This window comes from Ruegeria sp. BE3, from assembly GCF_056538865.1.
This window is the reverse complement of sequence record NZ_JBQFTW010000005.1, coordinates 157,035-170,191: the sequence shown is the minus strand read 5'-3', so window position 1 is coordinate 170,191 and position 13,157 is coordinate 157,035. Positions and strand designations below refer to the sequence as shown.

Below are 13,157 nucleotides of genomic sequence, written 5' to 3'. Positions count from 1 at the left end.
CTACAGCTGACCTTCTGCGCGCCAGCGCAGCAACGTTTCCTCGCCAACTTCGAAATGCATCGAATCTTCACGGCGATAGGTCGCGCCCCAATACCAGCCTTCGGCATTGAACAACTCGGCCAGTAACAACAGACCAAACTGCGTACCACCATCGCCAAAGCCATCCAGCTGTCCTTGAAGCTTGATGTCGATCGCCGTGCCGAATGAGTGATTGGAGATCGAACTGCTGGAGCCCCGGATCAGCCGTACGCACAGGCCACCTGCCGTCCCGAGCGCTGCATAGATATCAGGTTCGGTGGCTTGCAGGGTGTTAAAAATCCGCTCCAGCGAGTCCAGCGCCGGACGCAGCAGGGTTACACGAATTGGACCCACCTGCCTTGTTTCCACGAGCGCGCTCAGCGCCGCGTTGGTGATACCCTGACAGTTGGTGCCATAGTCGCGCCGTGGCTGACCCAACAGCTTGAGCATCGTGGAATTGCGCGGTTGCGTTATCCCCTTGTTGAAACGCGCCTTGGCCAACTGCATGACCTCGGTCATCTCTTCAGTGGGAATGTGGTCCGCGATCTCGGGCATGGTTTGCGTCACATCAAGGCTTAACCCCTGTGCTGCATCGCCGACGGGATTTGTCGTCGCGGCAGAGGGCACCTGGGCCGCAAGAAGCGCATTCGCTTCCGCCTGTCGTTCAATGGCTGTTTCAGCTTCATTCAACGCCTGACTCAGCGCTTTGATTTCGGTGGTCAGGGTCTCAATCCTGTCTTCGGCACGATCCAGCCGTAACTCAGTCCCGCCATCGGCGGTCTGCAAGACCGCTCCGACCACCGCAAAGGCAATCGCCGCGGCAATCAAACCTATCGCAATGATGATCGGGCCGATCAGCGTACCTTGTCGCATCAGCGTGCTTCCTGCACGAAGGTCGATACCACCGAAACATTGTCCGGCGCACCGCGTTCAAGGCAATGGATTATAAGATCGGCGCACAGGGCCTCGGGGTCTGTCGCCCTCAATGCGCAATCGGCGATGTCATGATCACCCAGACACGCCGTCAGCCCGTCGCTGCACAGCATCAGAATATCACCTGGCACCACCGGAACGGACAGCGCATCAAGTTCAATCTCAGGTTCATATCCGACGGCGCGGGTGACAACATGAGCGTCAGGATGGCTGGCGCTGTCTTCATCACGCAGCAACCCCTCATCGACCATAGTTTGAACGACCGTGTGATCACGTGTCAGCAACCTAAGGCAGCGTTGTCGCATCAGATATGCACGACAATCACCCGCCCAAACGATATTGGCGTGACCGTTCTGAAACATCAACGCCACCACCGTTGCACCAAAGCGTTGTGTTCCCTTGGACCGCGCCACTGACTGAATTTCAGTATTCGCCGCCTGAAGGCTACTACGCAGCGCAGGTATTGCTGACATCGTATCAACCACTTCAGACAAATGACGCGTGATTATGTCTGAGGCTACATCTCCGTTCCCGTATCCACCCATCCCATCGGCCACGGCCCAAAGAACCCCGGTTGGATCAGTTAAGATAGCATCTTCATTGTCAGACCGCACCCGGCCGGTATGGGTCAGCCCCGCCCCGGCGACATATAAAGCCGCACGGCGCGGCGGGTGTGGAATTTTGGTCGTCGGAACTGTCATACCGAGCGTTCACCCAAGTCCGGCAGCCCACAACACAGGGCCGAAGAAGCAGCCAATACAAAAGACAGAATTGAATATTTGTAGATATTAACCTAGTATCGGGACCGTACAAATCCTTTTTTCTCAGGTGATTCAAATGCGGTTTTATTCAGGATGTATCGGCGGAATCTGCCTTGCCGTTCTGGCCCTGCCCGCGCTTGGCCAAGAGATGACTCCGGAGGAAATCAATGAGATTTTCAACCGGCAGATTGAGGTTCAGAACCGGCCGCTGACCCGCTCGCTTGACGGCAGTTCGAATGCCCGTGGTGTTTCGTTGGTCACGGTAGAGGATATTCAGGCCGAGGCGGTAAGCCCCGAAAGCATTGAGATCTCACCTTCGGCGCAAACTGCAACCCTGCCAACGACGGAAACAGCAATCACGACACAGGAAACCGGCACGACGTCAACGCCGGATACCACTCAGGTCACCAGTGCAACCGATCCGAATAAGCCACTGGTCTACGCCAAGCTCGACACCGAATTGCAGATCAATATGCATATCAAATTCGGGTACGATTCTGCTGCGCTGGATGAAAGTCAGAAATCCAAGCTGTCAGCTATGTGTACCGCAATGAAGACCAGCCCGATTGACCTGTTTCGCATCATTGGGCACACGGATACATCCGGCTCGGATGAATATAACCAGCGCCTTTCGGTACTGCGCGCGAAAGAAGTCGCGCGTCATCTGGTACAGGAATGTGGTATCGCACCTCAGCGTCTGGAAACAGTCGGGATGGGGGAACGTTTTCCGGTCAACTCCAGCAATCCGCGCGCCGAGGAAAACCGCCGCGTAGAATTCCAGGCCATGAGTTGACGGCTTGCAGTTCAACCGGAGTTGCCCCGAAAATACGCGATGGTACGCCGTAGCCCTTCATCAAGATCAGTCTGCGGGGTCCAGTCAAGCACGGCCTTGGCGCGGGTAAGATCCGGTCGGCGACGTCTTGGGTCATCTGGTGTAGTGTCCTGAAACTCAATCCCCGAGGGCGATTCCGTGAGTGACAACACCCGCTGAGCCAACTGTAATATCGTGATCTCCTGCCTGTTTCCCAGGTTGAGCGGACCGGTCACTCCAGCATCGGTCCCCATTAGCGCCATAATGCCGTCGACAAGATCATCCACATAGCAAAATGAACGGCTATGGCTGCCATCACCATAGATGATCAGCGGTTTACCGGTTAATGCACGCGTGATGAAATTCGAAACCACCCGTCCGTCAGCAGGATGCATGTTCGGGCCATAAGTATTAAAAATCCGGGCGACCTTTATGTCTAACCCATGCTGCCGATGATAGTCGAAGAATAGAGTTTCGGCACAACGCTTCCCTTCGTCATAACAAGAGCGCGGCCCGATCGGATTAACATGCCCCCAATAATCTTCGGATTGCTCCGGCGTCGCGGGATCACCATAGACCTCCGACGTTGACGCCTGAAAAATTCGCGCATCCAACCGTTTGGCCAAACCCAGCATATTGATCGCGCCATGTACCGATGTCTTAACGGTTTGAACCGGATCATGTTTGTAATGTACCGGCGAGGCAGGACAGGCGAGATTATAGATCTCATCCACTTCGACATATAATGGCAAGGTCACGTCATGGCGCATGAACTCGAAATTCGGGTTTGAATGCAGATGCGCGATATTGCGCTTGGACCCGGTGAACAGATTGTCGACACACAGAACATCGTGGCCTTGTGCCAGCAGCCGATCCACAAGACGCGAGCCAATGAAACCGGCACCGCCTGTGACCAGAATTTTCTTGGTGCTGTCTCTGAGATGCGGCATCCGGCTATTGCGCGTCCCGTAAGACGCGGAAACCTACCGCCGAATTGCGCAGAATAATCCTGTCGGCCCATTGCCCGTCGTTGCGGAAGTGGTTTTTAGCGGGCACTACCCACGAGGCACCACGAAAAACCGCATTTGAACAGTCGCCTTTGAAGCAGGTGTTGGTCCATTGCCAGACATTGCCTACCGCATCATAGAGACCCAGTTGATTGGGCGGAAAGGCCCTGACCGGAGAGGTATAGGTATACCCGTCGTCGCAGGTCAGAAACTTCCGGCCATCTTCAGGAAAAGCAGCTTTGAAATTGGCATCTGCGGCGTTCGCGCGGTCACAGATTTCGGCGAAATCATCACCCCACCAAAAGGCCGTTTCCGCCCCCGCCGCCGTGGCGGCTACGGATTCTTCGTAGGTTGGCAAACGGTAATACTGACCAGTCTTCTCGCTAAGCCAGTCCGTATATGCTGTGGCCTCAAGCCAGTTCATGCAAACCGCAGGATGATCCGGCCCCTGTTCAAACCCCGGGTCAGACCAGCCTTTGCCGGGTGTGTTCTTCCATCGTTTGGCGATACGGATAAAACAGCTTTCATCGCCGGGTAATTCGGTTTCTGCAGCAAACTCGGCAAATTGTGCGCGGGTGATCAAAGTTGCGGCGATAGCAGAGCCATTTTCCAACAAGATCATCTCGGGACAGCTATCACAATCGCGAAAGACATTACCCGAGCTTGTCTCGTTCTGCGCCCATGCAATGCCCCCGGCAAAACAGAAAATCAGGACGTGGAAAAACCAACTTATATGTGTCATTCGAACTCCCTCACCACACGAATGCCATAGGTATTGAAAGGTACCGTTACGCTGTTGAAAATGCTTTTGGTCATCCTCAGATCCGATGGCGGGCTTGACCAGCCCCCGCTCAGCAGAAGCCGTTCCTCGCACGCAGCGGACACACAATCACTTGTCCAGATCCAGACATTACCCACGGCATCCAGCAGGTTAAAGGGATTGGCCTCATAACTGTCCACGGGGGTTGTCCCCACGGCGTCCAGCGCCCGACCGCACCCCAGACACGTTGCGCGATCCCGCCCAATCTGCTGACCCCACCAATAGTTTGTCGTTGCCGACGCCATCACCGCGTAAGTCAGCTCTTCGGCGGTGGGCAGTCGATAAGGCTTGCCAGTCTTGTCGCTGAGCCAATCGGCATAGGTTTCGGCCCCCTCATAGGTGATGCAAGTCGCCGGGTGTCGCGGACCCTGTTCAAAACCCGGAAAGTTCCATTTGCACCCCCAACCAGCGTTTTTGTAGCCGGTTTCCTGAACATAAGCGCGGAATTCTTCAACCATCACCGGGGCGCGGGACATATACAACCCGTCCGGCAGGATCACCATCTCAGGGCAGATATCGCAGTCTTTTTCAACACGAAGTTCAGGGGTCGGCAACAGAAGCTGTGCGTCAGCCAAAACGGGCATGATCCCGATCAATAGGATCGCGTACACTCTCAATTTCCAAGGCTCCGCAAAACCGGTTCGGCCCCTTCAACACCCAATGTCACGGCAACGGTCAGCAAGGATCGGGCTTTGGACAGATCGCGCTCACCCCCTAATCCATCGCGATAGAGGATGCCCAGATTGGCCATCGCCAGCCCATTGCCCTGATCTGCCGCCCGGTCCAGCCACAGGCGTGCCATCTTCTCGTTCTTGCGCAATCCCTGCCCCGCGGTCAGCATGATCCCCGTTGCCGTCAACGCATGACTGTCGCCCAGCGCCGCAGCCGATAGCAGGAGATCCACGATCTGTTGCGGTGTAAGACGGCCCGTTTGCGAGGCACCGATGGTGGCCTGATAATTGCGTACCGCCCGGCGCGTCGGGGCATCAAGAACGCCGGAGATATCAGAGACCTGATGCCCCAGCGCATTCAAACCGTATTGAATGAACTGCACTGGTATCTGCGTCACCTTGCGCTTGATTTCCCGCTCAAGTCGAACATCACTGACATCTTCGGGCAAGGCTCCGTCAGCCAGTGAGGCAACGATCTCTTCGGCGCGCAGGGTCGCTTCGAGGCGCTGTTGCGCCAGGTCGGAGAACGCGCCTTGAGGATAGAGCGACAGGAACATGCGGAAATCCGAAGCCGCATGAGAGTTTTCGATAGAGCGCCAGTGGATTTCCTCAAGCGTCATGCGGTTGCGCTCGATCTCGTCCTGCAATTCCTGCAGTTCTTCGCGGGCAATATCGGCCAATATCCCCTCGGGGAACGTTTGTAGGAAATTGTTCCATTCTTCTTCGGTATTGGTCGCCCGCGCCCGGACAAATCCCGACTGCGCCGCGCTTGCGCGTTCCTCGGATTGTTCCAGCGCGGTGATTTTCAGACGCGCCACCGAAGCGAAATTCCCGTCAGGAAAGGCTTGCAGAAAAGCTGCGTAATCCTCGCGCCGGTTCGTGCTGGCAATCGCCTGCCACGCCTCAGCCTCGGTGCGGGCGCTGCTGTCCAGACGTTGCAGCGTACTGTTTTCATCAAAGAAAAAACGACCGATTAACGAGTTATTCTCCCACGGCAATTGCCGTTGCTGCGTAGCTGCAAAGACATCGCGCCGCACGTCAGCCATCATCAGACGAATATCAGTGTTAGGCGTCGAGATGTGCTTCAACAAAGCCGTGGTAAACGGGCTGTTACGCCCCTCGCCGTCATACGCGACATTCCCCGGTGCTGTCGCAAAGGCAATGTACGACCCCCCATCCGCCCTCACCCGTGCCAGGCCCCGCCCGAACCCGTCCACTTGCCCGCCTATCGGTATATCACTGGTCAGCGGATTGTCCCTGCAGGCGTCAAGCAGAACAATCGATGTTTCGGTGAATTGGTTCATCAAACCAACCACGCGGTTTACTGTAATCGTCTCGTCAGACAGGTTGCGGTCGCGGTTTATTTGGGCATCCACCGGAATCAGGTGGTTCTCATTGTTCACCTGCACACCGTGTCCTGCATAGAAAAACAACGATGTATCTGCGCCTTCAATCTCGGTTGCGAAATTCAGCAGTGAGGCCCGGAAAGCGTGCAGGCTCAGATCGGTGGCGAGTATGACCTCGAACCCAAGCTCTTCAAGCTTGGTGGCAACATCTGTGGCGTCGTTGACTGGATTTCGCAGCTTGCCAAGAGTGCCCTGATAGGCCGAGTTGCCAACGACAAACGCAACCCGCTTGCCCGCCCCCGGTCCGGCAGACTGAGCAAATACGTCATCTGTCAACGCTTGAAAAAAAAGCGTTGAGATTATTAAAATTCTAAGCCACACCATCCAGAACCGAATAGTCGAACATCTGTAAAGCCTTAAAGTAGCTTGTTCCTTATACGCGAAAACGGTAGGTTTAGCGACAAAGATATTAGAATTTAAACACATTCAGAGACAGCCGGAGACCCAGCCCGTGACCACCAACAGCCTGGCCCTTGTGACCGGATCACTGGGACTTGTCGGGGTTGCTGCTGTGCGCAGATTTACGGCGTTGGGGTTTGACGTTGTCGGCATAGACAATGATATGCGGCGGGTGCTGTTTGGGGACGCCGCCAGCAATGCAGGTAAACAGGCAGCGCTTGCCGCCAGCTGCCCAGGTTACCAGCACTACAATCTGGATATTCGCGACGACGAGGCAATCAGAGCCTTGTTTCGCAAGATCGGTCGGGGTCTGGCTGTGGTCGTCCACGCAGCCGCGCAGCCTTCGCATGATTGGGCGGCGCGTGATCCTTTCACCGATTTCGCCATCAATGCCACTGCAACTTTGAACTTGCTTGACGCGTGCCGCACTTTCGCTCCGGACGCGGCATTTCTTTTTACATCCACGAATAAGGTCTACGGCACCCGTCCTAATCTGCTGCCATTGCAGGAACATGACAGCCGGTTGGAACCTTCGCCGGACCACCCGTTTTACGCACATGGTATCGATGAATCCATGTCCATCGATCAGACACAGCACAGCCTGTTCGGAGTATCAAAAACTGCGGCAGATCTGATGGTTCAGGAATATGCCACCCGCTTTGACCTGAGAGCTGCGGTGTTCCGGGCTGGATGTCTGACGGGCGAGGATCACAGCGGTTCCAAAGCGCACGGGTTTCTGTCCTTCCTCTGTCGGACCGCCTTACGTGGCGAATGTTATGAAGTGATCGGCAATGGCGGCAAGCAGGTGCGCGATAATTTACATGCAGATGATCTGGCCGAGGCGTTCGTGCGCGTCATGCAGGGCAACAAACTTTTGGGCGTCTATAACATGGGCGGCGGGCGTGGCAGCTCGGTTTCTGTAATCGAGGCGCTGGATATCGCACAGGACCTGCTAGGCCGCGAAGTGCCGCGCCGGATTAACCCCGAACCCCGCTATGGTGATCATCAGTGGTGGATTTCGGATACACGCTCGTTTCAAACCGATTACCCCGGCTGGGCACCACGTTATTCAGCACGGGACCTGATCGCGCGTATGTTAGGGCAATAACGTGTCCAGACGCGCAGACACGGCGTCATATATCTCGAATTCGATGGCGTTGTTCGCGCGAAATACGGCGATGTCTTCCTCTGTCGCGTCCTCGGTTCGCAAGCTTGCGTTTTCATGCGGCAGCACATCCGGTGCAGGTTTGCCGAGCTTGGCTGCCAAATAGTCCATACACGCAGGTATCCGTTCGAGCGTGCCGACAAACCAATAACTGTCCAGCACCTGTCGCCAGTTGCTTTCATCACACTCGAAATGCGTCAGAAAGATCCCTTCGTTGCTCCGCAGGTACTCTCCCAGCGGGACGGGTTGATAGGTTTGATCATAGTCGAGCCGCAGTTTCTTTTCATAGGCGTGAATTGAAATCGCACGCTCCAGCGGGTCACGCAGAAAAGTGATTTTGCGCCAGCGATCTGAGTTGGCAGTTTGCGGATATCTTTCCGTCAACCGGGCCCGATCGGCTGCAAAATGACCACATAGCATCGTCTTCGCTCCCAAACTATCCAGATCCAAGGCTGGTGGCATGATATAGGCCCAGGGCGCGCGATAATCTTCGGCCAGTTCGAACCAACTGCTGAAGATCCGCTTCAGACTGGTGCCGCCTGTTTTTGGCATGTGGTGAAACAGATAACGCGGCTCCGGGCCGCCTTGGGACTTGGGCAGCAGCAGGTCCTCAAACCAGCGCGCGAATTCGTGCTGCTTCATCGCCGTTTCCCGACTTTCCGCAATCCGGGCTCGCACCTCAGATAAGCGGGCGGGATCACCAGCCAGATCAGCCACAATATCCACATAGGCCTGATGCGAATTGGCAATCAGATCACCCAGCCCGAATTCTGCCAGCCAACCTGCAGCTTGATGTCCGCGCTGCGTTTTACCTTGCAAGGCAACAACGGGCAGACCGCATTGCAACGCTTCAACCGTGGTCGTTGCCCCGGAATACGGGAAGCTGTCCAGATACAAATCCGCTGCAACCAACACCTGTTTGACTTCTGCATTCGGGATCGGAGGGAGGATGCGGATCCGGCGCGGATCGACATCGGCGGTTTTACAGGCCTCTGCCACTCGGGCATTGAAAATCGATCCGTCATAGGTCTGCTGCCAGCTGGCGGCAAAAGGATAAAGCACCAGCACAGCCTCGGGAACGGCTGCCAACGCGCGGGTCCAGACTTGTAGAACTTCCGCGCCTATCTTGTCCGTCATTGCACCACTGACAAGCATTACCGCCCCAGCATCGATGCCGACTCGCTTACGAGTCACCTGTATCGCATCCACATTCACCCTGGGTGCCGGAGGTATGTCGAACGCCTGCCCAGCGCCGGGGGCCCAATGTATCGTCTCAGTATAGTCATCGGAAGCGCATGAAGGGGCCACGGATTTACCAAGAACAAAACTGTCAACACTGGCAAATCCGGTAGTCGCCGGGAAAACCGCCGACAATGCAATCTGCCTTGGCGCCAATCGATGCGCGCAAAGCTCGGCCATGAAGCAATGGCCATAAAAATTGGCACCAAGCAGCATCACATCCACCTGAGCTCTGCGAATGGAGACCACCGTCTCGGATAGGGAATACCCGGCAAGGCCGACCACCCGACAGCCTTCAAAGCCCGAGTCGGGGGCCGCATTCTGTTCTGTCAAAAACAGCGTCACTTCGACCCGGTCAGCAGAGAGCTTGCGTAACAATGCGCGCCATATCCAAGTCTCAGGCGAAGGTTTCGTGTTGTGCAGGACCACCCCAATTCTGAACGGGCCACGACGCGGCCCGCGCGCACGGGTTTGCGGCGCGAACAAATCGAACCCGGCCCTCAGCAGCTTGGCCTCAAGCGCCTGTGCAAAAGCTTGAACATGCGGTCGCAGCGGCAGATCACTGAACAGCAACTGCCGGGCGCGGAAGGATGTAACCACCTGCCCCGCCAAAAGACCAAGGGGGCTGTTTTCCGGGCTATTGGCGATAACTTCGCGCGCCTGAGACAGTATCGAAACCAAGTGATCCTGATAGGCCTGTAATTCAGATTTCTTGGTGCCAGCAACTGGATCGGCAACGAGGTAAGCCCCAAGTATCCGGGCGAAATCCGGCGTCAGCTCGGGCAAGGCGGTCAGCTCTGTTCCCTGCAGAGTTATATATCCGGGACCCTGCAGCATTCGAAGCGCCAGATCACGCAACCAATCAGCCCGATCCAGCGGTTCAAACTTTTGTTTGCAGCTTGGAAGTTTTGCCGACAATTGCGTCAGCATATCCAAGTCATTCGCTGCCAGCCCACCAAATGCGGCTGAGGGGCTAAGCGCAGAAATAGCGGCGGTCAGCTCGTCTCTGAATGCTTCGAGTTTTGAATAATCGGCCCCTTGCCGCAACGCTTGCCGCAGCTGTTTCAGAATGCGCGCGACCTGCATATCCGGCAAAGCCGGGACGGGCTGAGCCAGCGCTTGTTCTTGCCCGTTGTCGGCAGCAACTCCAATCCGGTTCAGCCGCAGACCACCGTGGTTTCCGACAAGCCCGTCATCTTGGTTATCCTGTGGGCGAGTAGCGGCGTAGATATCGATTTCTATCCGATGCCGGGGGCCCGCCAGAACGCCGTCAAGATCGACTTCGACAATTCCCGCCCCGGTTAGCTGTACCGTTGCTCGGGCAGTGCCGCCCACATTGATCACCAGCACCAGCCGATCCCGCAGCGCGATTGGGTCCAAAGGCTCCAGATCAAGGCGCAGAACGGAACCGGTGCGAACAGCCGCCTGCGACACCACAATCTGTGCGGTGCTTCCAAACATCATCGCGGTGCCGTCCGGATCATGCATCCAGCCATCGGACAGGAACGACGACAAGGCCCTCCCTGTGCCCGGACCAGCCCAGCCACCCGGAACCAGTGCAGGCAACTCATACCGCCCAACCGGACCCTCGGGTAGCCAAGACATGCTTTGAATTTCGATGACCGGGTCATCCAGGAATTCCTGTGGTTGCAGGTCAAATCTCAGCACGGCCGGGCTGTCAAAAACGTCCATCATATGTGGAATTTCGATCAAGCACTGTCCCGAAGGACCGATTTCAGCGTGGTATACCGCGTCACGTATTCCAATTGTCAAAGACCCTGGCACTTGATCCGGTGAAAAACTCAACTGCAGGCAAAAGGGCGGCTTTAGGGGCGGCACAGCCAGTGACAGTGCCTCGCCAGAACCAATCAACCGCTCGCCCGACAACACGTGACCATTTTTCGTCTGCACCACATCCCCAAAACCCGACATCAGAGCACTGCCAGCCACCGGCACGACAGCTGAAGCTGGTTCAGCTGGCTCCGGCTCCAACCCGATGCGCTGGATTTGCAGGCGATGGGCTTTGCGCCAAATCCTGGAAAACACGCCAAATCGCCCGGGAAACTGATCCGTAATCCGTAGCTCAATATCATCCGGGGGGGGAGGCAACCTTGCTGCTTCGGGCAGCACGACTGTTATAGTTTTCTTCGATATGACTTCTTCAGATCCCACTGGCAATCCATTGTGAAAGACTGCGATCTCAACGGGTAGATCTGAACGCGGAACAACATCCAAGCTAAGCTTGGCGGGTCCGGACCAGACCCGCGCAAAGCTGAACCGCCCTCTCCCGGCACTCAGGTCAGCACCACCCGTGCTGTGATCACGGGACCACTCCGGACCTGTCAGCCACTCCATGGGATCCTGGGGCGGTTCAGATTCCGGCGACAGACGGGCCTCAAAAGGTGTGCGAGTGGCTCCAGGCGCGGCAAGATCGCGGGTCAATCTGCGGCCTCGTAGAATATCGAGTGCAGTGCGCAAGAAACGTCGTTGATACCGGGGATCAACACTCCATTTCCTGATGGTTCGGCTGAAACGGGCGCAGGTGAGATAAAGCCACAGGCTAGAGGTTACTCGCCCGCCTTGAGCAAGCGACAATGCTCGTTTCCTAAATGCAGCCAGAGATCCCGTGTCAAACACGAGGTTTTCGGCCTTCATCTGACATCGCGACGCCGCAAACAGCAATTTCGTGCGATCGGAACGCGACAAATCACGCCCTGCGCGATCAGACAACGCGATAAGGTCCAAGCCAGCCTGCGCAATGTCACGCAAACCGCGGTTGGCCCGCCACGGGCCTGTGACGCCACTGCGGAAATAGTTGTTCTGCCCATGAACACGATATGCCCCCAGCGTCTGCCGGATTTGCCGGATCGGGGCCGCCAGGACCGCCACCCGAATAAGCAGCGCATCTGCACTTATGCGCCAGCGTTCCGTGGGCAGAGGAAAGGCCCAAGCAACAACGTCACGGCGAAAGGCATTTCCGCTGGTGGGCATGAACGGAATCGTCAGTTGGCTGAGCATCCGGCCCAGAAGATCGTCGTCAGGCAAGTCCATTGCATATTGCCCGATCCCTCGCCCCTGACCGTCGATCATGCAAAGCCCAAAGGACAAAGCCGATATTTCGTCGCTCCACAACCGGCGCACAACCTCGATCGCCTGCGGTTCAAGCTTGTCATCTGCGTCAACGAACATCACGATCTTACCGTGGCTGGCGGCAAAACCAGCATTGAACGCCGCTGCCTGCCCGCCATTGGGTTGATCAATCACGGTGATCCCCTGCTGGAGCGCCAATATTTCGGAGCTGCCATCGGTTGAGCCATCATTTACCACAATGATCTCGTCCGGCACGCAGGTCTGAGCATACAAACTGTCCAGGCACGCCTGAAGATAGTGTCCGTAATTGTAGTTGGTTACGATTACGGAAACCGAGAGCAAATTGCTGCTTTCAATGGAAGAGGTATCAGGTTTCACGCGCTGATATTCGGGAGCTATCCGCTATAGCCGTCAGACGCGCCTTCACGCCCATCGCCGCCATCACCGCGATCCACCTGTATCCCAAGAGCTTGTTTTACGCCGGGTGAAAGCGAGCTTACAACCGCAGGGCTTAAACCCTGAACAACAGCGTCGCTAATCCGGCTAAGGGTAGCTGGCGATTGATCTTGCAGCAGTTTTCGCACCAGCATGCTGTCAGGATAACCGCGCAGAAACTGTTCGACCGATGCCACGGTACCCTGAGATTTCGCTGCTTCAAATGCTGCAATCTCGTCCGGAGATGCGGTTATGCTAGGGGTTGGACCACCCGATGAAGACTCAATTGCATCGATAAGATCGCACCCAGCCAACGGAATGGCCGATACAGCCACGCCCATCAAAATCTTCTTCCTCAAATTCCGTGGTCTGGATGGTTTTGCCATCGGTCCACCTCGTACA

Annotated in this window: 10 protein-coding genes; 2 read left to right on the top strand and 8 right to left on the bottom strand. The window is 56.2% G+C overall.

What is annotated here, in order from left to right:
• Both ACR0AZ_RS13780 and ACR0AZ_RS13775 read right to left on the bottom strand, forming a co-directional pair.
• Positions 1-891, bottom strand: a complete 891-nt coding sequence (locus ACR0AZ_RS13780) for a M15 family metallopeptidase (RefSeq protein WP_480472159.1) — start codon at positions 889-891, stop codon at positions 1-3.
• The gene (locus ACR0AZ_RS13775; protein WP_480472160.1) at positions 891-1,652 is read right to left on the bottom strand and encodes a PP2C family protein-serine/threonine phosphatase; all 762 of its coding nucleotides are present in this window, start codon (positions 1,650-1,652) and stop codon (positions 891-893) included. Before ACR0AZ_RS13775 ends, ACR0AZ_RS13780 begins: the two co-directional genes overlap by 1 nt.
• Before the next feature lie 136 nt (positions 1,653-1,788).
• Here ACR0AZ_RS13775 and ACR0AZ_RS13770 point away from each other — a divergent pair, with 136 nt between their 5' ends.
• The gene (locus ACR0AZ_RS13770) at positions 1,789-2,505 is read left to right on the top strand and encodes an OmpA family protein (RefSeq protein ID WP_480472161.1); all 717 of its coding nucleotides are present in this window, start codon (positions 1,789-1,791) and stop codon (positions 2,503-2,505) included.
• A gap of 11 nt (positions 2,506-2,516) precedes the next feature.
• On the opposite strand, the gene ACR0AZ_RS13765 is transcribed toward ACR0AZ_RS13770, so the two are convergent.
• From ACR0AZ_RS13765 to ACR0AZ_RS13750, 4 genes are read right to left on the bottom strand one after another with little or no spacing between them, the layout of a single operon-like run.
• A complete protein-coding gene (locus ACR0AZ_RS13765; protein WP_480472162.1) occupies positions 2,517-3,473 on the bottom strand; it encodes a UDP-glucuronic acid decarboxylase family protein in 957 nt (318 codons plus the stop codon).
• A 4-nt stretch (positions 3,474-3,477) separates the two neighbouring features.
• Positions 3,478-4,272, bottom strand: coding sequence for a formylglycine-generating enzyme family protein (locus ACR0AZ_RS13760; RefSeq protein WP_480472163.1), 795 nt, complete (start codon positions 4,270-4,272; stop codon positions 3,478-3,480).
• Positions 4,269-4,961 (bottom strand): formylglycine-generating enzyme family protein, encoded by a 693-nt coding sequence (locus ACR0AZ_RS13755; RefSeq protein ID WP_480472164.1) that lies wholly within the window; start codon positions 4,959-4,961, stop codon positions 4,269-4,271. The genes ACR0AZ_RS13760 and ACR0AZ_RS13755 overlap by 4 nt, the downstream gene beginning before the upstream one ends.
• 2 nt (positions 4,962-4,963) lie before the next feature.
• Positions 4,964-6,703: a caspase family protein gene (locus ACR0AZ_RS13750; RefSeq protein WP_480472165.1), complete on the bottom strand. Its 1,740-nt coding sequence runs from the start codon at positions 6,701-6,703 to the stop codon at positions 4,964-4,966.
• Positions 6,704-6,878: 175 nt separating this feature from the next.
• Between ACR0AZ_RS13750 and ACR0AZ_RS13745 the strand changes: the two genes are divergently transcribed.
• Positions 6,879-7,934 (top strand): NAD-dependent epimerase/dehydratase family protein, encoded by a 1,056-nt coding sequence (locus ACR0AZ_RS13745; RefSeq protein ID WP_480472166.1) that lies wholly within the window; start codon positions 6,879-6,881, stop codon positions 7,932-7,934.
• Here ACR0AZ_RS13745 and ACR0AZ_RS13740 read toward each other — a convergent pair.
• Together ACR0AZ_RS13740 and ACR0AZ_RS13735 are read right to left on the bottom strand one after the other, a co-directional pair.
• Positions 7,923-12,698 (bottom strand): glycosyltransferase, encoded by a 4,776-nt coding sequence (locus ACR0AZ_RS13740; RefSeq protein ID WP_480472167.1) that lies wholly within the window; start codon positions 12,696-12,698, stop codon positions 7,923-7,925. The genes ACR0AZ_RS13745 and ACR0AZ_RS13740 overlap by 12 nt on opposite strands.
• A 17-nt stretch (positions 12,699-12,715) precedes the next feature.
• Positions 12,716-13,141, bottom strand: a complete 426-nt coding sequence (locus ACR0AZ_RS13735) for a hypothetical protein (RefSeq protein WP_480485023.1) — start codon at positions 13,139-13,141, stop codon at positions 12,716-12,718.
• Positions 13,142-13,157 lie beyond the last annotated feature (16 nt).